Source organism: Streptomyces sp. ST2-7A, from assembly GCF_021390475.1.
In the GTDB taxonomy this organism is placed as follows: Bacteria; Actinomycetota; Actinomycetes; order Streptomycetales; family Streptomycetaceae; genus Streptomyces.
Window position 1 is genome coordinate 1 of the sequence record NZ_JAJUWS010000064.1, and the last position, 21,319, is coordinate 21,319.

Genomic DNA, 21,319 nt, shown 5'->3' on the forward strand with positions numbered 1-21,319 from the left:
GGTGGGCCCGCCGGGGGGGGGGGGGGGGGGGGGGGGGGGGTGGGGGGGGGGGGGTGGGGGGGGGGGCGGGGGGCCGGCGGCCCCCCGCCGCGGGACCCGGGACGCCCGTCAGGTGCGGGACGAGCCGTCCGGGGTGCGGGCGGACCGACCGGAGGAGGACGCCCGGGCCCCGGAGTCGACCTCCTCGTCCCCCGTTCCATCGGCCGTCGGGACCGTGGCCCCGGCCCCGGACTCGCCGGCCCCGGCGTCGATCGGCGCGGCGGTGGACCGGGCCGAACGGGCGGGATCGCCGGCCCCGACCCCGGCCCCGACGGACACCGTGCCCGCGCTGCGCGCCGGATCGGACGGGACGGCCCGACGCGCGGGTGCCTCGAAGGCGTCGGAGGCTTTCGCCATCGGGACGGTCGGCCGTCCGGCCGGGCCCGACGACTCCTCGCCGACGGTCGACCCCCCGGCACCGTCCGTCTCGTCGAACTCCTCGAAGAGTTCACCGCGCACCCCGGTGCCGGAACCGGCCGGCGGCATCGGCGGGATCACCGGCGGGATGTCCGGCAGTGCCCGGGCCACCGCCCGGGCCAGCGCGCCGGCGATGGTCAGCAGGGGAGTGCCGGTCACCACCACCCGGCCGTGCCGGTCGGTCAGCAACAGCCGGACGTGCCCCCGGCCGGGGGAGCCCAGCAGGAAGCGCGGCGCGTCGGACCGGCGGACCGGCTCGGCGAACTCGGCCGGCAGCGGGTCCGGGGCGTGCGGGGCGACCAGCACCGGCCCGTACCCCCGCTCCGCCGGTGTCTCCCGAACCCGCCGGTACGCCTCGCGCACCGGGAGTCCGGCGTGCCGGGGGTGCACCCCCTCCGAGACGGTGACCAGGCCCGCCGGGAGGCGGGCGTCCACCTGGGCGGCGAGGGTTCGCAGCAGAACCTCGCGGTTGCGGCCGTCGCCCTCGATCCCGATCACCGGCGGGCCGGAACCCACGTCGAGGAACGCGCAACCGCCGTCGCCCCCGTCACGACCGACGGCCACCAGCACCGGGCGGTACTCCCGTGCCCCGTCGTCCGTCGCGGGGTCGGTCACCGGGGCCGGGTCCCCCGCCGGACGCGTCACCGGGGTCATCGGCACCATTGGAAGGTCCTCGCGGGCGATCGCCCACAGGGTGGGATCGTCCTCCCCGTCGTCGTCGACGCCGATCGCCCAGGGCGCGGGCGGGGCCGGCGTCGAACCGGCGGGACCCGCCAGCCGCACCAGGACCAGCCCTCGGCCGACCACCGCCGCGTAGGGGCGGGCGGGCGCGCACAGCGGCCGGGCCGCGGCCATCGCCCGCTCGGCGTCGCGCCAGGTCAGCGGGGAGCGCAGGGCCCGGGTCAGGTACCGCAGGTCCCGCCGGTGGCGGTACCAGTTGCGCACCGGGGCGGCGAAGGCGTGGCGGGTGACGGCCAGTTCCCGGACCACCCGCGCGCGGGCGGCGGACCAGCCACCCATCCGCATCGCCACCGCCCTGAGCAGCAGGAAGAGAATGAGCAGGGTTCCCAGGGCACCGCAGATCCGGAAGATGGTGTCGCGGTGCTCGGAGAAGAAGGCGATGGGGTCGACGTTCCTCATACGTGGCTCCTCATGCGGCGGCCGACTCCCCGTGCGTCGAGGGACGGGTCAGCTCGCGGCGCAAAGCCACCAGAGCGTAATGGGTACGGGACTTGACGGTGCCCGGCGGGATACCGATCGCCCGGGCCGCCTCGGCGCCGGTGCGGTCGCGCAGGTGCACCTCGACCAGCACCTCGCGGTGGGCGGGGGAGAGCCGGGCCAGCGCGTGGCGCACCACCTGGCGGTCCACCACGGCCTCGGCGACGTCCGTGCCCCCGGTCGGCGGCAGCAGTTCGTCGGGGACCACCCCCACCGGCACCGCCCGATCACGGCGGTGGGCGTCGATCACCAGGTTGCGGGCCACCCGGTGGAGCCAGGCGATCAGCCGTTCCTCCTCGGCGGGATCCTCGTCCTCGCCGAGTTCGACGAAGACCCAGGCGCGCAACAGGGTCTCCTGGACGATGTCCTCCGCCCGGTGCGGGTCGCCGGTCAGCCGGACGACGTGGCGCAGCAGTCGCTCGCGGTGACGCAGTAAGAGGGCGGCCAGGCGTCGGCCGTGCCGCTCCCCGGCGCCGGTGGTCGGGCCCCGCCGGACTCCGGGCCGGGCCGATACCGGGGAAGGGACCGAGGGGGAGACCGAGGGGGATGGAGCGGAAGACGGACACATGGGGCGGCTCCATCCTCGACACGGGCAGGGGGATCGGGGTCACCCGTTCCGCGGATGACACCCGGGGGAGGGACGCTTCCATGGGAAGCACGCGTCCGCGGTCATTGTTCTCCCCCGGCCGGGAAAAAATCCAGTAATAACCTCAAGCAAAGCTCAGAATCGGAGGAGTATTCCCGGCGAACGGGCGTCGTGGCCGTTCATCGGCTGTTCCCCGGCATTCCCCTCGGAGGGACGGGCCGGTGCGCCGAAGGGATCCGGGGTGGGCGCGAAGCGGGCTCGATCCGGGCGATACGCCTGTCCGAACGGGCATGTGGAAGCGGTGTGTTCGGGCGTCCGGCGGATGTTGCGGGGGATCCGTTCCCCTTTCGGGGCGTGGGCGTGAATTCCGGGTTAATTGCTCGAACGACGGCGCCCCCGACCGTCCGGGATTCACGGAAGTACTCGGACTTCCATCAATTCCGGGGGCGGGGGTGGGGTACGGTCGGGGGCGCCGTCGAGGCGGTTATCCTGTCACGGGGCGACCCGGGGTCCGGCGGCTTCGGCGTCGGCGGGATCGGTGTGCCCGGCGGGATCGGGTGCGGGACCGGGGGCCACCCGTCCGGGGGTGACCACCACGGTCTCCCCGCAGCCGAAGGCCGGCAGCATCGGGCCGGCGGTGACGCAGACCCGGACCTCCACCCGACGGATCACACCCTCGGCGCCGGGGTCCGCTTGGAAAGCGCCGAGTGAGAAGCGGTACTCCCGCTCGGGCCCCTCCTCGGGATCGAGCCCCACCATGCGGTAGTCCACCGGGCGGTGGTCGTCGACGCCGTAGGCGACGAACTCGACGAAGACCCGGCCGTCGTCCCGGCACACCCGGTCGGCGCGCCGTTCGGCGAGCACGCCGCTCACGTCCACGCCGGGCGGACGACCGATGGGGTCGGTGTGCCAGGCCATCCCGCCACGGGTCACGGCGTGCAGGCAGTCGGTGCGGTGCTCGGTGGTGAAGACCGCCCCGGTCGGGGCGGTGTCGGTCGCGGCGCCCCGGACGGTCGGTGAGATGCTCCGGTGTTGGGCCGCGGCGGCGGGGGCGAACGTGCCGATGGTCAGGCCGGTGAGGGCGAGGCCGGCGGTCCACAGGACGGCGGGGCGGTGACGGCGGGGAACGGCTCTCATCGGGGCTCCTCCCGGCGGCGGGGCGGTGGGTGTCGCGGGTACTCCCGGGCGGTGCGCGGACAAGAGTGATGGGAGCGCTCCCATGACACAACGAAATATGCTCGTAACACTTTGGGGTGTCAAGGGTTCGCGCAGGCCGGCCCCGCGCAGGCCGGCACCCCGCCCCGGTGGTCTCCCGGGGGCCCGCGTCCACGCCGGGGGCGGCCGACGCGTCCGTCGACCGCCCCCCGCGCCACGCCCGTCCGGTGCCGACCGGTCGTCCCGTACCGACCGGCCCCGACGGGCCGTCTCACCCCGCCCCGCTCACACCCGGGCGGGTCGCACCGGGTGCCGGGCCACGTGGTCGGTCAGTCGCTCACGACTCCACTCCCCCTCGGCGACCACCATCCGGTACGCCCGGCGCAGCTCGCCCCCCGGCGGTACCGTCACGTCCTCGTGGAAGGCCAGCGAGGGGTTGACCGCCGCGAACGGCTCGCTGCGCACGAACCACACCGTCTCCGGGTCGGCGGCCTGGAACAGCAGCGTGGCCGAACGGTCCACCTCGTCGTGCCGGCCGGTGAAGGCCAGCCAGGGCGCGGCACGCCCCATCATCGCCGGCCCGCCGAGGTTCCCCGGCCCGATCACCGTGCCGCCGGTGAACGAGCGCGGTCCGCGCCAGAAGAATCCGGCGTACCCCGCCATCGGCCGGCCCCGGGTGGTCGGGCTGCCGAAGACCAGCTCCTCCCCGCGCGTGTTGCGCAACACGGTGGTGAAGTTCAGCGCCCACCACCCCTCGCCGGGGGTTCCCGCCTCCACCTCCAGCACCCGGGTCTCGTCCACCCAGTGCTCGCCGCCCTGCGTCCACCAGGTCAGCCGTTCCGTGTTCGGCGCGGTCCACTCCTCGTGGCGCATGGTCCCGGCATTGGGCAGGTCCACGTACTCCCGATCCGGGTCCACGTAGGTGCCGCCGCCCCAGAAGTTCTCCCCGGAGACCCAGGGGGCGGTCATCTGCACCCCCTTGTGCCAGACGTGGTCGTGCGGCCGGTACGCCGTCACCGTGTCGCCGGCCGTCGTCCGCAACGGGTGCAGGTAGGGCTTGGGCGACTCGAAGAGCGCCATCCGGGGACGGTAGTGGTAGCGGGCCACCTCCACGCCCCCGACCGTCGCCGAGACCTCGCTGCCGTTGTCGCGCAGCGGCACCGGGGTCGTGCCCCGGCCCGTGTCGGCCCGGCCGCCGTCCTCCTCGAACGCGTTCACAGCGTCATCCCTCCGTTCATCCGGGCGTGGAACCGGCCGAACTCCGGGTGGTCCGGGGTCAACTCCTCCCGCCGCACCGGTCGCCCGGTGAAGGCGGCGGCGTACAGGCCGGTGATCAGCTCCACCGTGCGGCGGGCGTCCTCCCCGCCGACCGGCGGACGTTCGCCGTGTTCCAGGGCGTCCAGCACGGCGCCCAACTGGGAGCCGTGCGAGCCGGACACGTCCTCGCCCGGATCCCACAGCGGGGAGGAGCACGACCAGTCGGCGTTGCGGTAGCCGTACAGGTGGCGCAGCTCGACGGTGGCGTCGGTGAGGTCGAAGCGCAGGTAACTCTCCTCGCGCGGGGACAGCAGGCTGTTGACCACGGTGGCCATCGCGCCGTTGGCGAAGCGGATCAGCGCGGTGGAGACGTCCTCGGTCTCCACGTCGCGGTCCAGCCGTCCGACCATCGCCCGGACCTCCTCCCACTCACCGAGGATCGAGAGCATCAGGTCCATCTGGTGGATGCCGTGGCCCATGGTGGGACCGCCGCCCTCGGTCTCCCACCGTCCGCGCCAGGGCACCTCGAAGTACTCCGGCGGCCGGTACCAGGTGGTGTCGCAGCGGACCACCAGGGGACGGCCGAGGGTGCCGCGTTCCACCAGGTCCCGCAGGTGCCGGGCGCCCGAACCGAACCGGTGCTGGGAGACCACGGCGGCGTACCGGCCGGTCTCCCGCTCGGTCGCCGCGATCGCCTCGTACTCGGCCATCGACAGGCACAGCGGCTTCTCGCACCACACGTGCGCCCCGGCCCGCAGACAGGTGATCACCTGCTCGGCGTGGAGGAACGGCGGCGTGCACAGGTGCACCAGTTCGGGCCGCTCGGCCTTCAGCATCGTGGTGAGGTCGGCGTACCCGGTGGGGATGGAGTGCTCGGCGCGGAAGGCGGAGAGCCGGGCGGCGTCGGGGTCCACGGCGGCGACCGGGCGGGCGCGGTCGGCGTGTTCGGTCAGGGCGGGCAGGTGGCAGATACCGGCGATTCCTCCGGTGCCGACGACGGCGACGCGGAACATGCGGCGGCTCCTTCTCCCCGGGCGGGGCGGGGTCCGTGACCCGGGACGGGGTGGGGTGGGGCACGGTGGGGGCGTGTGGGGGTGGGGACGCGGGGGCCGGATGGTGACCGGGTCAGACCGCGACCAGGGTGGTGAGCGAGCGCGGTCCGAACGTGGCGGCTCCGCGCACCGTCCCGGCGGGGGCCATCGATCGTTCCTCGTCGGTGGTCCAGGCGGTGCCCTCCAGCCCCGGCAGGTCGGCGCGGATCGTCTCGCGGGCGGTGTTGAGGACGACCAGCACCCGGCCGCCGCCCTCGTTGCGGAAGGCGGTGACCAGCAGGTCGGGGTGGTCGCAGGTCACCGGCAGCGCCACCGCGCCGGGGCGCACGCACCGGCTCCAGCCGGCCAGTGCCCACAGTCGTTTGGCGACCCGGTAGCCCTTTCCGTCGTCGTCCACCCGGATCGGCGCCCGGGTGGTGCCGGTGGAGACCCCGAACCAGTAGACGTAGCCGTTGACCTCGCCCAGGGTGAAGGAGTCGTGGATCTGGCGGGCCACCGCCATGCCGTCGAACCCGCTGCCGTCGTCCCAGCGCTCGTTCCAGGTGTCGCCGTCGGGGGACCACTCCGACATCCAGGTCGGCTTCCGGGTGGGCAGCGGTCGGTCCACCGGGGCCTCGTAGGGGTGGCCGGTGTGCAGGTCCATCAGCGCGGCGGCCTCCGGGTCCTCCTCCACCGCCCGGGTGTACTCCACCGCGCCCGTCCAGCCGTAGGAGTCGCAGCCGGCCAGGCGCAGGCCGGCGCGGCGGACCCGGGGCCCGATGGCCTTCGCGCAGGCGGCGGCCTCGGCGGGGGTGAAGCGCATCGAGGCGTAGTCGATGGTGAAGTCAGGTTCGTTGGTGAAGGCCAGATCGGTGACGGCGATCCCCTCGGCCCGGTAGAGGTCGGTCCAGCCCAGCAGGTAGCGGGCGTAGGCCTCGTACCACTCGGGCAGCAGCGAACCGCCGTCGGAGTCGCTGCCGTTGTCCTTCATGTAGCCGGGGGCGCTCCAGGCGCTCGCGAAGAAGCGCCGCACCCCGTACCGGCGGGCCTCGCGGGCGAGCCACAACTGCCCGCCGTCGTCGCGGTCCCAGCGCAGGCGCGGTTCGGCGCGCGGCCCGCCCGGGTCCTCGGGTTGGACGGAGAGCATCCGGTCACCGGAGGTGTCGGTGGAGGAGCCGATGCCCAGTCGCAGGATGCTCAGGCCCGCGCCGGCGCGACGGCTCATCAGCAGGTCCAGCACCTCCCGCCGGGGGCCCTCGGGCAGTTCCCGCATCACCCGGGCGCGCTGGAACGCCTCGCAGAAGCCGAAGCCGTCGATCCGTCGCAGGGGTTGTCGGCCGATGTCGATCCCGGTCACACGCACCTGCCCTGAAAGTTTCATAAATGAGTCGAGAATTTTCGTCCCGAACCTAGGCGGGTGATCGGAGGGAGTCAACAGGGCGGATGTGCCGGAAGGCTCTCGAAGTCTCCCCGGGGCCTTCGCACGGGAAACGCTTTCCGCCATGCCTCGCAGGGGGTTGACGGAGAGCTGGGAGAAGGAGGTGGTGCACGGGGGGTTGACCCACTTGGAGGGTCCGCCTACGTTACCGCCACCGAAAGTGTTGGTGCTCTACCGAAAATTTCGCGTCCAGTTGGGTGAGAGCCGGATGTGTCCGCGCGTCACGTGCCGCGGCCCGGCAGCGGAGCCGTGCGCGGTCCCCCGCCCGAACCCTGGCCGAGCCGTGCCGAAAAGGGGTCGATGATGACCGAAGTGAGGGGCGTGCCCAGCGGCACCACCCGCCGGGCCGTACTGCGCAACACCGCCTTCATCGCGATGGCCGGTATGTCCGCGAGCGCGTGCAGTGTCTTCTCCACCGAACCGGACGGGGGCGGGAACGGGAACGGCGGTGGGGGCGGGAAGGGGCCCGAGGCCCCGATGCTCGCCGAACGCGTCGAGGCCGGTGACCTCCCACCGGTCACCGAGCGCCTGCCCACCAACCCGCTGGTCGTCCCGCCCACCGACCGGATCGGTGACTACGGCGGCACCTGGCGCTCCGCCGTCACCGGGGGCGCCGACGGCCCCTGGCTGCACCGCACCATCGGCTACGAACCGCTGATGCGCTTCACCCGGGACTGGACCGGCCAGGTGCCCAACGTCGCCGAGTCCATCACCCCCAACGACGACGCCTCCGAGTACGTCATCACCCTGCGCGCCGGCCATCGCTGGTCCGACGGAGAGCCACTGACCACCGCCGACGTGCTCTTCGGCTACGAACACGTCGTCCTCAACCGCGACCTCGTCCAGGGCCACCCGCCGACCCTCGCCCGCGGCGAGGACCCGATGGAACTGGTGATCGTCGACGACCACACCTTCATCGTCCGCTTCTCCGGCCCCAACGCCCTCTTCCTCTCCGACATGGCCCGCCAGGTGGACGGCGACCGCCTGGTCGCCTACCCCCGCCACTACCTCGAGCGGTTCCACGGGGACTTCGCCGAGGACGCCGGGAGCCGGGCCCGGGCGGCCGGGTTCGATACTTGGCAGGAGCACTTCAATTATTTGGGCAACGACTGGGGTGTCCTGTGGACCAACCCCGACCTGCCCAGCCTCAAGGCGTGGATCTGCGTCGACCCGCTGGACACCGGCACCGTCGCCCGCTTCGAACGCAACCCGTACTACTTCAAGACCGACCCCGACGGCTCCCAACTGCCGTACATCGACGAGGTCCGCTACGACGTCGTCCCCGAGGCCGAGACCATGCTGCTGCGGGCGCAGAACGGCGACTTCGACTTCCACAGCCGACACTTCACCAGCATGGAGAACCGGCCGGTCCTCGCCGAGTCGCAGGACCGCGGCGGCTACCGCTTCATCGACTACGAGTCGACCTACAGCACCGAGATGGTCATCTCGCTCAACCTCAACCACGCCGACGACGCGATGCGCGAGGTCTTCCGGCGGAAGGACTTCCGGGTCGCCCTCTCGCACGCCATCGACCGGCAGGAACTCATCAACGCCGTCTGGCAGCGCCAGGGCGAGCCCCACCAGGTCGCCCCCACCCCCGAATCCCGTTTCCGGGACGAGGAGTTCGCCACCCAGTACCTGGAGCACGACCCGGAGCGGGCCAACGAGATCCTCGACTCCCTGGGCTACGACGCCCGCGACTCCGACGGATGGCGACTGCGCCCCGACGGGGAACCCATCACCATCACCGTGGACGTCGCCGAGGACGCGGTGATCACCGTCTGGGTCCAGGCCATGGAGCAGGTCGCCCGGCACTGGGAGGCGGTCGGCATCCGCACCCTGGTCAACCCCATGCCCCGGGAGAACTTCGAGGTCCGCCTCGGCGACAACCGGCACGACGCGAGCGTGTGGACCGGCGACGGCGGGCGCGGCGACGAGGTCACCTACCCCCTGTGGTACCTCCCCCACCCCATCAACGCCGGCTCCGACTGGGCGCGGCACTGGGCCAACTGGTACCGCACCCGCGGCCAGGGGCCCGACGCCGACACCGAGGAGCCGCCGGAGATCCCCCGCCGCCAGATCGAGCTGTACGACGAGATGCTCGCCGAGCCGGACGAAGAGCGTCGGGACGAGCTCTTCCGGGAGATCCTCGACATCGCCCGCGAGCAGTTCTGGGTGATCGGCACCGTCCGCGTCTCCAGCGGATACGGCATCGTCAGCACCGACCTGCACAACGTCGGCGGCTCGCTGCCGGACGCCTCCACCTTCAACACACCCGCGCCCGCCGCCCCCGAGCAGTGGTTCTTCGGCGCCCCGGAGTGAGTCGAACCGAACGTGCCGCGGTCCCCCCACACCGGTGGTTCCGGCGGGCCGCGGCACACCCCCGCCCGCTCCGGCCCCACCCGCCCGGCCCCCGCGGCGTCGCCCGGCATTCCCACCGGTACCCCCGTTGGTCCGCCCGCCCGGCCCCCGCCGGCCGGCCCGCCGCGCTGTGCGCCGTGCCGCGCGACCCGTCCGACCGCCCCCACACCCGGAGAGGACCACGGCGTTGCTGAGCTACATCCTGCGACGGCTGCTGTGGACCCTGCCCACGCTTCTCGCCATCTCCGTCGTCGTCTTCATCATCATCAACCTGCCCCCCGGCGACTTCGTCACCTCGCTCATCTCCTACCGACGCCAACAGGGCCTCCAGGTCGGTGAGGAGGAGATCGCCCGTTACCGGGCCGCCTACGGTCTGGACCAGCCGCTGATCGTCCAGTACGGCTACTGGATCTCCAACATGGTGTTCCGCGGCGACCTCGGCGTCTCCTTCGAGTACACCCGCCCGGTCACCACCCTGATCGCCGAACGCCTCCCCGCCACCGCCCTGCTCGCCGGGGCCGCGCTCCTCTTCACCTGGGCGCTGGCCTTCCCCATCGGCGTGTACGCCGCCGTCCGGCAGTACTCGATCGGCGACCACCTCGCCACCGGCCTCGGCTTCCTCGGCCTGGCCACCCCCAACTTCCTGCTCGCCCTCGTGTTGATGTACCTGGGCTTCCGGTGGTTCGGCTACGTACCCGCCGGCCTGTGCTCACCCGAGTTCTGCGACTCCGCGTGGAACCTCGGCAAACTCATCGACCTGCTCAAACACCTGTGGCTACCCGTGGTGGTGATCGGCACCGCCGGCATGGCGGGGCTCATCCGCATCCTGCGCGCCAACCTCCTGGACGAGCTGCGCAAGCCCTACGTGGTGGCGGCCCGCGCGCGCGGCGTGCCCGAACGCCGGCTGGTGGTGCGCTATCCGCTGCGGGTCGCGATGAACCCCTTCATCTCCACCGTCGGGTGGGTCCTTCCCGGCCTGTTCGCCGGGGACATCGTCGTCGGCCAGATCCTCGGCCTGCCCACCATCGGACCGCTGCTGCTCAACGCGCTGCGGCAGCAGGACATGTACCTGGCGGGTTCGCTGATCATGGTGATCTCCCTGCTGACGGTCATCGGCACCCTGATCTCCGACCTGCTGCTGGCGTGGGCCGACCCCCGGGTGCGGCTCGGCGTGACGGGGGGAGCGTCGTGACCCCCGTTGCGGGCCGGACGGGCCGGCGGGGGTGTCGGTCGTGCCCCGGGTGTCGACCGTGTCCCGGACGGCGGTGGTGCCCCGGGCGCCCCGGGCGTCCGCCGGGACACGGGGGTCGGGGGCGGGTCGTCCGTTCGGGGCCCCGTGCCGGCGCGGGCGTCCCCGTACCCACCGGTGTACCCGTATCCGTTCACGTACCCGCGCCCCCGCACACCGGCGCACCCACCCGTATCCACCGGTGCCCCCGGACCCCCGGCAGGCACGCACCCCCGCCCGCCGCCCCGCTCCCCGCCCACCGCGACCCCGCCACCCGGAGGTGACCCCGTGACCCAGCCGCGACTCCCCGGTCCGGACCCGGCCGCCTCCCGATCCGGCGTTTCCGCCGCCGTCCCCGGAGCCCCGGCGGCCGGTGCGATCGGCGACCCGGGCGGGAACCCGCCGGGCGGGGACACGTACCCCGACGCCGCGCGCCGAGCGGGCCGTCCACGACCGGTGTGGCGCACCTTTCGCCGCCACAAGCCCGCCGTGGTCGGGGCCGTGATCACCCTTTTCCTGCTCTTCGTGGTGCTCTTCGCCGAGTTCCTGGCACCCTTCGGCACCGGACGGCTCAACGCCGACTACACCTACGCGCCCCCACAGACCCTGCGGGTCAGTCTCTCCGAGGGCCTCTACGTCCACGGCTACTCCTTCGAGCAGGACGAGAACCTGCGGATCCACTACTCCCCGGACGACTCCGAACGGATCCCGGTCCGGCTCTTCGCCAAGGGCGAGCCCTACCGCCTGTTGGGTGTCATCCCGGCCGACCGTCATCTGATCGGACCGGTTAACCCCGACGATCCGATGTACCTGCTCGGCTCCGACCGCATCGGCCGGGACCAACTCTCCCGCCTGATCCACGCCACCCGGATCTCGCTCTCCGTCGGCCTGGTCGGCGTCGCGCTCGCCTTCGTCCTGGGCGTCGTGCTGGGCGGCATCTCCGGCTACCTCGGAGGTCGGGTGGACACCCTGATCCAACGCCTCATCGAGTTCGTGATGGCCGTGCCCACCCTGCCCCTGTGGCTGGGCATGACCGCGGCCATTCCCGTGGACATCGGACCCGTCCGCCGCTACTTCCTGATCAGCGTCATCCTCTCGCTGCTCGCCTGGACCACCCTCGCCCGCGAGGTGCGCGGACGCTTCCTGACGCTGCGCCACGAGGACTTCGTCACCGCCGCCCGTCTCGACGGCGCCTCCGGGGGACGCATCGTCTTCCGGCACATGCTCCCCTCCTTCACCAGCCACCTGATCGCCGCGCTCACGCTCTCCGTCCCCGGCGTGATCCTCGCGGAGACCGCGCTGAGCTGGCTCGGCCTGGGGATGCGGCCACCGGTGGTGAGCCTGGGCGTGCTGCTCAACGACGCCACCTCCGTACGGGTCATCGACCAGGCGCCCTGGTTGCTGTTGCCCGGGTTGCTGGTGGTGGTCATCGTGCTCGCCCTCAACTTCGTCGGGGACGGCCTGCGCGACGCCGCCGACCCCTACCGTCACTGATCCCGCAGACCCCTGCCCTCGCCGACCTCGCCGACCCCGCCGGCCCCCGGTGCGACCCGCCCGGTGGCCGGCGGGACCCACTCACCTCCGGGTGGGGCCGGGGACACCGGGATCACCGGAACGTGCCCGGCCCCCGGACCCAACGGACCCAACGGACCCAACGGACCCAACGGACCCAACGGACCCAACGATGGAGAACGCCATGCCGGCCCCCACCACCGGTGCCGCCCCCGGCGGCACGGTGCCCGCCCCGCCGGGTGGGCCGTCCCGACTCGGCGGCACCCCTCCCGGGCCGCGCGAGACCACCGGCGGCACGATGTCCGCCCCCGACGCCGAGGACGGCCCGGGCGGCCCGGGTATCGGAGAGGAGCGCACCGGCCATGCCGGACCCGACACCGGACCCGGGACGGGTTCCGCCGCCACCGAGGCGGCGGGCACCGGCGTGCCGACCGCCGTCCCCGGTGACCGCGACCGTCCCGGCACCGAGCGGTACACCGATCCCTCCGGCACCGATGCCGACACCGACGCCGGGGAACCACCGTTGCTGCGGGTCACCGGCCTGCGCACCCACTTCGAGACCGACGACGGCGTGGTGCGAGCGGTCGACGGGGTGGACCTGGTCGTGAACGCGGGCCGGATCGTCTGCGTGGTGGGGGAGTCCGGCTGCGGCAAGAGCGTCACGGCCCGTTCCGTCCTCGGCCTCGTCGACGCCCCCGGCCGGGTGGTCGGCGGCACGGTCGAGTGGCGCGGAGGCGGCCGTTCGACACCGGTGGACCCCACCGCCCTGAACCCGCGCGATCCCATCCTGCGGAGCGTGCGCGGCGGGGAGATCGCCATGGTCTTCCAGGAACCGATGGCCTCCCTGTCCCCCATGCACACCATCGGCGACCAACTCGTGGAGACCATCCGGCTGCACCGGGGCTCGAGCCGCGCGGAGGCGCGCGAACACGCGATCTCCGTGCTGCGCCGGGTGGGCATCCCGCAACCCGAACGGCGCGTCGACGCCTACTCCTTCCAACTCTCCGGCGGCATGTGTCAGCGCGTCATGATCGCCATGGGGCTCTCCTGCGACCCCGACCTGTTGATCGCCGACGAGCCCACCACCGCGCTGGACGTCACCATCCAGGCCCGCATCCTCGACCTGCTGCTGGACCTGAGGGAGAGCACCGGACTCGCGGTCCTCTTCATCACCCACGACCTCGGGGTGGTCGCGGAGATCGCCGACGAGGTGGTGGTGATGTACCTGGGGACGGTGGTCGAACGGGGGACGGTGGACGACATCTTCCACCACCCCCGACACCCCTACACTCGCGCCTTGTTGGCCTCGGTTCCCGGTCTCGGTGGAGAAACCGGGCCGGTGCCGGTACCGGACGCCCGGGGACGCCTCCACCAGATCCGCGGCCGGGTCCCGCACCCCTCGGAACGCCCGACGGGGTGCCCGTTCCACCCGCGCTGCGACGAGGCGATCGCCGGGGTGTGCGACAGGGTGGCGCCGCCGGAGGTGGTGCTCGGCACGGACCGCACCGTCCGCTGCGTGTTGTACGGCGACCCGCCGGGGGGCGGAGCGGAGGCGGACGCGCCGGAGGGTCCGGCCGGACCGCGGCTCCGGGGCGCCCCGGACAGCCCGACCGTTCCGAACGCCCCGGCTACCCCGGATGCCTCGGGGAGTCCGGATTCCCCGACCGCGCCGACCGCGCCGACCGCGCCGACCGCGCCGACCGCGCCGACCGCGCCGACCGCGCCGACCGCGCCGACCGCGCCGACCGTGCCCGACACGTCGGACGGTTCGGATGCCCCGGAGGTCCCGAACGGCGGAGACCCCGGGGATCCACCCCATGAGGGTGCCGACCGCGAGGACGGGACACACCCGAACGGAGGAACACCCCGATGACCGGTACCGATGCCGTCCCCGCCGCCCCGTACGCCGCCGTCCCACCCGCGGTTCCGACACCCCCGACACCCCCGACACCCCCGACACCCCCGATCACCCCACCCGGCGATCGGGAGAACACCCCCGGGAACGACGGGGACGGGCCCGGAGCCGAAGCCGGGGACGCGGCCGTCGCCCCTCTGTCCGGTCCCGGACCCGACGGGGAGCCCGTCCTGGACATCCGCGGACTGCGGGTCGAGTTCCCCATCCGGCGCGGCTTCCTCGGCCGTACCACCGGCCGGATCCGCGCCGTCACCGACGTCGATCTCACCATCCGCGCCGGGGAGACCCTCGGCCTGGTGGGGGAGTCCGGCTGCGGCAAGACCACCCTGGGCCGCTGCGTCGTCGGCTCCATCCGCCCCACCGGCGGTGAGATCCGCTACCGCCCCCGCTCCGGAGCCGACCCCGTGGACCTCGCCGGCCTCTCGACCCGTGCCCTGCGTCCCCTCCAACGCGAGGTGCGGCTGATCTTCCAGGACCCCTTCTCCTCCCTCAACCCGCGCATGACGCTGCTCGACATCATCGGCGAGCCGCTGCGCAACCACGGCCTCACCGACGACCGGGAGCTCGGGCGACGGGTCTCGGAGGCGATGGAGATGGTCCGCCTGCCCACCGGATACCTCAGTCGGCACCCGCACGCCTTCTCCGGCGGGGAGCGCCAACGCGTGAACATCGCCCGGGCCCTGATCACCCGACCCCACCTGGTGATCGCCGACGAGGCGGTCTCCGCTCTCGACGTCTCGGTGCGGGCCTCCGTCCTCAACCTGCTGCGCGACCTCCAGGAGGAGTTGGACCTCACCTACCTCTTCATCTCGCACGACCTGTCGGTGGTGCGCCACGTCTGCGACCGGGTGGCCGTCATGTACCTGGGGCGGATCGTGGAGGTGGCCGACACCGCGTCGCTCTACGAGCGGCCCCACCACCCGTACACCGAGGCCCTGCTCTCGGCCGTGCCGCGTCCGGACCCGCGGCTGCGCGGCACGGGCCACCGGATCCGGTTGCCCGACGACCTGCCGGACGCCGCCGCGCCACCGCCCGGGTGCTCGTTCCACACCCGGTGCCCCTACGCGCGGCCGGAGGTGTGCGCGGTGCCGGGGAAGCCCCCGCCGTTGGTGTCCCGCGTGCCCGGGCACGCGGCGGCCTGCGTGCGCGTCGACGAACTCCGGCTCGCCGGGGCGTGAACACCGCCCGGTCGGGGCGGGACCGGGATCGGTCGGCCGCCAACAGGGCGGAGCGGGTCGGGATCGCGGCGCCACTGCCGACCTCGCCCGCCGGCCGCGCGAGGACCGGGGGACGAGTCGGCCCGGGTGCCGGGTGTCGGCTCCCGCGCGGGTCGCACCGGGGCCGCGCCGGGGCCCGTGTTCGGCCGACCGGTTCCCGGTCCGTGGCGGGCCCTGTGGTGTCGGGGGTTTTCCCGGGCCCCGGGGTGTGTTTCCCGGTCCGTGGCGGGCCCTGTGGTGCCGCCGTGCTGTCCCGGGCCCCCGGGGTGTGGTTCCCGGGCGGGGAGGGAACCGGTGGCGGGGCGGCTTCCGCGCCGGGGACGGGGTGTGTCGCGGGAGGGTTCCCGGTCCGGAACGCGCCTCGCGGCGTCAGGCGTTCTCCCGCGGACCCGGGGCGTGGTTCCCCTGCCGGGACGGGCCCCGTGGCGGGGGCCGCCGGTCGGCGCCGCCGGGCGTCGGTGAAGCGGTGTGGTTCCGTGGCGCCGGGTGGCTCCCGGGACAGGCCGACTCCCGCATCGGGATCGAGCCGTGGGAGAGGACGGGGCCCGGGCGACGGGGCGGTCCGGCGACCGACCTCCGGGCCCGGACCCGGTGTCCACTCATCCGTTGCCTTCCGAGCCGGCGCCCTCCGACGCCCCGGCCCCGCTCCTCCTCCCGGCGCTCCCGCGCAGGCGAGTGCTCAGCCGTCCCCGCGCGGTGCCGCCGTGCTGTCCCGGACCACCAGGTCCGTGGCCAGCTCCACCCGCCGTGCGTCCGGACTCTCGCCGCGGCGCATCGTCAGCACCGTTCGCACGGCGTGCGCGGCCATCTCGTCCAGCGGTTGGCGCACGGTGGTCAACGGCGGCCAGGCCGAACCGGCCAGCGGCAGGTCGTCGAAGCCGACCACGCTCAGGTCCTCCGGAACCCGCAGGCCCAGCCGGCGCGCCGCGTCCAGTACCCCGAAGGCCTGCAGGTCGCTGCCCGCGAAAATCGCGGTGGGCGGATCGGCCATGGTCAGCAGGGCCGTGCCGTGGGTGCGGCCGGAGTCCACCAGGAACGTGCCGCGCCGCACCAGTGTCGGATCGGGGGTCACCCCGGCCGTCTCCAGCGCCGCGCGGTATCCGTCGATGCGGGCCCGACTGCATAGCATGTCCGGCGGACCGCTGATCATGCCGATCCGACGGTGTCCCAACTCCACCAGGTGGCGGGTGGCGGCCAGTCCGCCGCTCCAGTTGGTCGCGCCGACCGAGACGACCCCGGCGGCGGGTTCCCCCTCGGGGTCCACGACGACGAACGGCAGCGCCCGCGCGGAGAGTTGCGCGCGTATCGTCTCCGAGAGGCGGGAGGCGACGATCACCACGCCGTCGGTGCGGCGGGCGGCGATCCGTTCCAACCAGTCCCGGCCGGGGCCGGCATGGGTGTGCAGTACGGAGATGACCACACTCGCCTCGGCCTCGTGCGCCGCGGTCTCCGCGCCCCGGATCAACTCCATCGCCCAGGGGCTCTCGATCTCGGCGAAGACGAGGTCCACGAGCCCTGCCGGCTCCTCGGCCTGACCGACGCGGCGTCGGTAGCCGTGCTTGTGCAGCAGCCCCTCCACCCGGCGGCGGGTCTCGGGGGCGACCTCGGGGCGGCCGTTGATGACCTTCGACACCGTGGGTGCGGAAACCCCCGCCTCCGCTGCGATTCGGGCGATCGTCACCCGTTCCTTGGCTGCCATGCCGGCAGCCTATCCGGAAACTTTCGGCGATGGGTGATCGGATTACTTTTCTCGATGTGGCTTCTTTCCCGCTTTCCGCTGAGGTGAGGCATCGAATTCCTTCGATGATGCTCAGATGGGGAGTGGTTGTGGTGCGTGTTGTTCTTCTCTGTGATCCGAAACTTTCGTGGCGTGACGGCGGGGTCCCGGCAAATGCCGCTTCGGGTGCCCCGGCAGGCATCGTGTGGGCGCGCGGGTGGAGGACGGTGGCCGCGGCAGCGGATCTCATGACGTGGGCGGGGTCGGTCGGGGGAGCCCGCCCGGGATGCCGCCGCAGGCGCCTCGACCCGATGGGCCGGCCGAAGGCGCCCGTCGCCCCGCACCCATCGGGCCGCTGCCCCGATGCGCTGATGCGCAGTCCTGATGCGCGGCCCCACCCGCGGGCGGCGAATCGATCCCCGGCGGAAAGCCGGACGCCGCCGACCGCGAGGCGCGGCCGAGGGCGTCCGGAGACCGGGTGGTCCGGGTGGTCCGAGGAGTCGAACATTCCGGCACCGGGTGGTTCCGATACCGGAGTGGTTCAAAGGGGCGGGCGGACGGAAGAGGCGGGCGGACGGAAGGTGCGGGGAACCCGGGTCCGAAACGCCGGACGGTTCGCGGGAGTCCGACCCGGAAGCGTCGGAAGCACCGGGATCGGAGTCGCCGGGTACCCATCCCGGAGGGCCGGTGTCGCCGTCCGTGGGGACGACGACACCGGCCGGAGTGGGTGTCAGCCGCCCAACATCCGCAGCACCACCGAGCCGTGATGGCCCAGCGAGGCCCGCGCGGCGTCCGAGACGGTGCCACCACGCGGCTTCTCGACCTGGTGCAGGAACCGCTCGATCGCCTTCGCGGCGGCCTTCGCGTCCCCCCGCTCCAGGTGACGGGCGGCCTGCTCCAGCGGCTTGCCCAGACGCTGCACCGCGGCGCCCGCCACGTCACCGGAGTCGATCAGATCCGCCAGCCGGCTCTCCAGGGAACCGACGCTGCCCGGCGCCCAGTACTCCGGGATCGGCACCGTCGACCAGTCCAGTCCCGACCCCAGGTGGAACGCGGGGTAGGTGGGCTGGTTGTAGGTGGTCTGCTGCCAGGCCACGCCGGTGCGGTACATCGGGTCGTGCATCAGCGTGTACAGCTTCCGATCGGTGACCTCGGTGCTGACGAAGATCCGCAGCGCGCTGCTGTCGGTGGTGCGCACCACCAACTCCTCGCGCCAGTCACCGAGGATATCCGCGACCAGCGAGGGGTTGCCCTTGGTGTGGTTGTTGGTGCGGGTGTCGGTGGCGGTGAGCAGACGACCCCGCTGCCAGTCGTCGATCGTCGGCGTCACGTTGATGGCGCCGTTGACGAGCTGGGTGGTCATGTCGGCGGCCCAGCGGATGCTCATGTTGGTGCCGGGGATGCTGTTCCCCAGGCGCTCGCCGTCGGCGGTCCACAGACCGACGCTGCCCGAACCCCAGGTCTCCAGGCCGGGACGGTCCGGGTGGATGTCGCCGACCATGCCGCGACCGGTGTCCACGCCGGTGTACCCGCCGTAGAGGATCTCACCGGTGGCGGCGTCGCGCAGGGCGAAACCGAGGGGGGCCCAGCGACCGCCCTCGTGGACGGTGTAGATCTCCAGGCCGGGACGGCTCGGGTCGATGTCGGCGACGTGCATCGCGTCACCGTGACCCAGTCGCAGGTTCTCACCGGGGGCCGCGCTCTCCGGCGGGGCCTCGGCGAAGGAGCTGTACAGCACGGAGCCGTCGTGGTCGATGGTGGCGGAGCCGTAGATGATCTCCTGCTTGCCGTCGCCGTCCACATCGGCGGTGGCCAGGGAGTGGAAGCCCTGGGTGGTCAGGGTGCCGTACTCCGGATCGGTGCCGTCCACACCGTGCGGGCTGTCGTTGAACGGGTTGGACATCGGCGTCCAGCCGCTGTCCACGTACCAGTCCTCGACCAGGTTCTCACCGTTCCAGCGGTAGGCCACCATCGTGGTGCGGGTGTAATAGCCGCGGGCGAAGACGGCGGAGGGGTGGGTGCCATCGAGGTAGGCCACACCGGCGAGGAAGCGGTCCACGCGGTTGCCCGGCTCGATGCGGGACATGGCGTAGTCGCCCCACATCAGACCGTCGTCGTGACGGCCGGGCTTGTACTCGACGGTCTCCAGTTCGGCGCCGCTCTCACCGTCGAAGACGGTCAGGTACTCGGGACCGTCGACGATGAAGCCCTCGAACTCCCGGAGGCGGTTGTTGCCGCTGCGGGAGGGAGCGTACTCGTCGATGAAGTAGTCGGTCAGCTCCTCGGCGTCGGCGCGGGAGAGCGGGTAGTCGTACCGCTCCTCGATGCCGAAGGCGGCCTCCAGGGTGGCCGGCCAGTTCCCCTCGACGACCTCGGGGTGCTCGTGCCAGCCGAGGAACATCTCGACCAGATGTTCCTGATAGCCCCCCGCACCGAGGCGGTAGTCGTCCTCGTGCGAGTAGCCGGCGGCCAGGTCCTCCTCCGGCATGGTGATGTACTGCTCGGAGGCGACCGAACCGTCCTCGTCGTATTCGATGATCTTCGTGCCGGGAGCGGTCTTGAACATCATCTCCGAGCGGCCGTCACCGTCGAAGTCGTAGACCAGGAACTGGGTGTAGTGCGCCCCGGCCCGGATGTTGACGCCCAGGTCGATGCGGTGCAGCAGGGTGCCGTCGAAGGTGTAGGTGTCGATGTAGGCGTTGCCGGTGTATCCGCGCTGGGAGACGTCCTTGGAGTTGGACGGGTCCCACTTGACGATGAACTCGTACTGCCCGTCACCGGTCACGTCGCCGACGCTCACGTCGTTGGCGGAGTAGGTGTAGTGCTCCCCGGCCGGGGTCACCCCGTCGGCGGGTTTGGTCAGCGGTAGGTCGTAATAGCCCTCGGACCAGGGGGAGATCTCCTCGCCTGCGTCCACCTCCACGCCGTCGACCACGGCCGCGACCCGGTAACGCGCGTCCGGGCCGGCCCCGGTGTCGAGGTGGTTGGTGCTGTCGGTGACGGTGGTGAGGAGTTCCCCGTCGCGGTAGACGTTGAAGTCCGCGCCGGTCATCCCGGTCTCACCGTGACCGGTGACCTCGTGGCCGAGCAGGCGCCAACTGAGGAAGTTTCCCTCCTCGGTGGAGATGGCGACCAGACCGCGGTCGAGGTTCTCCAGTTGGATCGCGGACGGGCCGCGGTCCGGAGGGCCGGAGGGGCCGCCGCCGGGGTTTTTGCCCGGGCCGGCGGCCTGGGCGCCCGCCGCGCCGGCGATCAGGGCTCCCGCCAGCAGGGGGGAGAGCAGGGCGAGGGCGCGGCGGCCGGGCCGAGCGCGCGTCGCTGAGCGTTGCCCGTGAGATGTCATCACGACGTCCTTCCGTGCCCCGCCCGTCCCGTGGCGGGGGAACACTTTATTGAGTCGTTTCAATGGGTCCTGCGTGACCGTATGGGGGAGAAGTGGACCCGTCAATACCTCCCGCACGACCTTCCCGCGACTCGCCGAGAAGCCCTTGTTGAAGGGGTTCACCGGTCGATCCGGCGGATAGGGTGAAGGGTTCGATCGTGCTGACGGGAGGGCGAAAGGGTCGGCGGGATGCGGTGGACCCACCCTTCTCTAGAATCGATTCATCGCGTTCTCCCGTGCCCCGGCGCTCCCGAGCCCACCACGCGGAGTCATCACCCCGGCCCCATGGGGTCCGCTCGCCCCTCGTCCCTTGTCCTGCCAACTTCCGGCCCGGCCGTTCGGCTCGTCCGCCGGCATCGGCGCACCCTGGATCGTCCGACTGTTCCGATCGTCCTGCCGGTCCTGCCGGTCCTGCCGGTTCGGCCCTGCCGAGCCGGCTCTGTCCTGTTGTCAGGCCCGGCTCGGCCTGGCCCGTCCGGCCCTACCCTGTTGTCCGGCCCGGCAGGCTCGGTCCGGGCCGGTTCGGTGTGATTCGGTCCCGCCACTCCGACTCGTACCACTGGCTGGTTCGGCCCGATCGGTTCGCCCCCCGGCCCACCGCCGACTTCGCCCCGTCTCCGGTTCCGCGCGGCTCGTCATGGCCGACCGTTCGGTTCGACCCCGGTGTGCCACCGACGGCCCGTCGGCGGGCCACCCATGACCCGCCCGCGGAACCCCGCCCCCGTTATGTTTTTCGCGGTCCTGCAACGGGACCGCTGGCCTCCGGGCCCGGCATGACTGTGTCCCCCTGTCGAAGGCATGACCCGGGGGGTGGTGTCACCGGGCCCGGGGGTGTTCGTCGGAGAC

13 protein-coding genes are annotated in these 21,319 nt (G+C 72.8%); 5 read left to right on the forward strand and 8 right to left on the reverse strand.

The annotated features are described in order from the left end of the window. Positions 1 to 108 precede the first annotated feature (108 nt). The 6 genes from LZF96_RS25360 to LZF96_RS25385 form a co-directional block, all read right to left on the reverse strand. Complete coding sequence (locus LZF96_RS25360; protein WP_233877043.1) at positions 109 to 1,596, reverse strand: hypothetical protein; 1,488 nt, start codon at positions 1,594 to 1,596, stop codon at positions 109 to 111. 10 nt (positions 1,597 to 1,606) lie between these two features. Continuing rightward, entirely contained in the window at positions 1,607 to 2,242 is a 636-nt protein-coding gene (locus LZF96_RS25365) for a sigma-70 family RNA polymerase sigma factor (RefSeq protein ID WP_233877046.1), read from the reverse strand. A gap of 510 nt (positions 2,243 to 2,752) precedes the next feature. Next, positions 2,753 to 3,397 carry a hypothetical protein gene (locus LZF96_RS25370; RefSeq protein ID WP_233877048.1) on the reverse strand — a complete coding sequence of 215 codons (645 nt, stop codon included), beginning with the start codon at positions 3,395 to 3,397 and terminating at the stop codon, positions 2,753 to 2,755. Between the two features lie 303 nt (positions 3,398 to 3,700). Further along, complete coding sequence (locus LZF96_RS25375) at positions 3,701 to 4,633, reverse strand: PmoA family protein (RefSeq protein ID WP_233877050.1); 933 nt, start codon at positions 4,631 to 4,633, stop codon at positions 3,701 to 3,703. After that, positions 4,630 to 5,685: a Gfo/Idh/MocA family protein gene (locus tag LZF96_RS25380; RefSeq protein ID WP_233877053.1), complete on the reverse strand. Its 1,056-nt coding sequence runs from the start codon at positions 5,683 to 5,685 to the stop codon at positions 4,630 to 4,632. Before LZF96_RS25380 ends, LZF96_RS25375 begins: the two co-directional genes overlap by 4 nt. A 112-nt stretch (positions 5,686 to 5,797) precedes the next feature. Then, entirely contained in the window at positions 5,798 to 7,066 is a 1,269-nt protein-coding gene (locus tag LZF96_RS25385; RefSeq protein ID WP_233877055.1) for a glycoside hydrolase, read from the reverse strand. Between the two features lie 378 nt (positions 7,067 to 7,444). Between LZF96_RS25385 and LZF96_RS26815 the strand changes: the two genes are divergently transcribed. The 5 genes from LZF96_RS26815 (at position 7,445) to LZF96_RS25410 (ending at position 15,335) form a co-directional block, all read left to right on the forward strand. After that, the gene (locus LZF96_RS26815) at positions 7,445 to 9,463 is read left to right on the forward strand and encodes an ABC transporter substrate-binding protein (RefSeq protein ID WP_267941355.1); all 2,019 of its coding nucleotides are present in this window, start codon (positions 7,445 to 7,447) and stop codon (positions 9,461 to 9,463) included. A gap of 226 nt (positions 9,464 to 9,689) precedes the next feature. Continuing rightward, the gene (locus tag LZF96_RS25395) at positions 9,690 to 10,694 is read left to right on the forward strand and encodes an ABC transporter permease (protein ID WP_233877057.1); all 1,005 of its coding nucleotides are present in this window, start codon (positions 9,690 to 9,692) and stop codon (positions 10,692 to 10,694) included. Positions 10,695 to 11,018: 324 nt separating this feature from the next. Then, on the forward strand, positions 11,019 to 12,224 hold the full coding sequence (locus LZF96_RS25400; protein ID WP_233877059.1) for an ABC transporter permease: 1,206 nt from the start codon (positions 11,019 to 11,021) through the stop codon (positions 12,222 to 12,224). A 202-nt stretch (positions 12,225 to 12,426) separates the two neighbouring features. Further along, positions 12,427 to 14,115: an ABC transporter ATP-binding protein gene (locus LZF96_RS25405; protein WP_233877061.1), complete on the forward strand. Its 1,689-nt coding sequence runs from the start codon at positions 12,427 to 12,429 to the stop codon at positions 14,113 to 14,115. Further along, positions 14,112 to 15,335, forward strand: coding sequence for an ABC transporter ATP-binding protein (locus tag LZF96_RS25410; protein ID WP_233877063.1), 1,224 nt, complete (start codon positions 14,112 to 14,114; stop codon positions 15,333 to 15,335). Before LZF96_RS25405 ends, LZF96_RS25410 begins: the two co-directional genes overlap by 4 nt. A gap of 718 nt (positions 15,336 to 16,053) precedes the next feature. Here LZF96_RS25410 and LZF96_RS25415 read toward each other — a convergent pair. Beyond that, on the reverse strand, positions 16,054 to 17,073 hold the full coding sequence (locus tag LZF96_RS25415; RefSeq protein WP_233877065.1) for a LacI family DNA-binding transcriptional regulator: 1,020 nt from the start codon (positions 17,071 to 17,073) through the stop codon (positions 16,054 to 16,056). 748 nt (positions 17,074 to 17,821) lie between these two features. Continuing rightward, positions 17,822 to 20,434 carry a rhamnogalacturonan lyase gene (locus LZF96_RS25420; protein ID WP_233877067.1) on the reverse strand — a complete coding sequence of 871 codons (2,613 nt, stop codon included), beginning with the start codon at positions 20,432 to 20,434 and terminating at the stop codon, positions 17,822 to 17,824. Positions 20,435 to 21,319: the final 885 nt, after the last annotated feature.

What these genes read in the sequence shown, in the direction of transcription:
- LZF96_RS25410 (WP_233877063.1), top strand. Translation starts at nt 14,112, where the DNA reads ATGACCGGTACCGATGCCGTCCCCGCCGCCCCGTACGCCGCCGTCCCA.
- LZF96_RS25420 (WP_233877067.1), bottom strand. Translation starts at nt 20,434, where the DNA reads ATGACATCTCACGGGCAACGCTCAGCGACGCGCGCTCGGCCCGGCCGC.
- LZF96_RS25360 (WP_233877043.1), bottom strand. Translation starts at nt 1,596, where the DNA reads ATGAGGAACGTCGACCCCATCGCCTTCTTCTCCGAGCACCGCGACACC.
- LZF96_RS26815 (WP_267941355.1), top strand. Translation starts at nt 7,445, where the DNA reads ATGACCGAAGTGAGGGGCGTGCCCAGCGGCACCACCCGCCGGGCCGTA.
- LZF96_RS25365 (WP_233877046.1), bottom strand. Translation starts at nt 2,242, where the DNA reads ATGTGTCCGTCTTCCGCTCCATCCCCCTCGGTCTCCCCCTCGGTCCCT.
- LZF96_RS25415 (WP_233877065.1), bottom strand. Translation starts at nt 17,073, where the DNA reads ATGGCAGCCAAGGAACGGGTGACGATCGCCCGAATCGCAGCGGAGGCG.
- LZF96_RS25370 (WP_233877048.1), bottom strand. Translation starts at nt 3,397, where the DNA reads ATGAGAGCCGTTCCCCGCCGTCACCGCCCCGCCGTCCTGTGGACCGCC.
- LZF96_RS25380 (WP_233877053.1), bottom strand. Translation starts at nt 5,685, where the DNA reads ATGTTCCGCGTCGCCGTCGTCGGCACCGGAGGAATCGCCGGTATCTGC.
- LZF96_RS25405 (WP_233877061.1), top strand. Translation starts at nt 12,427, where the DNA reads ATGCCGGCCCCCACCACCGGTGCCGCCCCCGGCGGCACGGTGCCCGCC.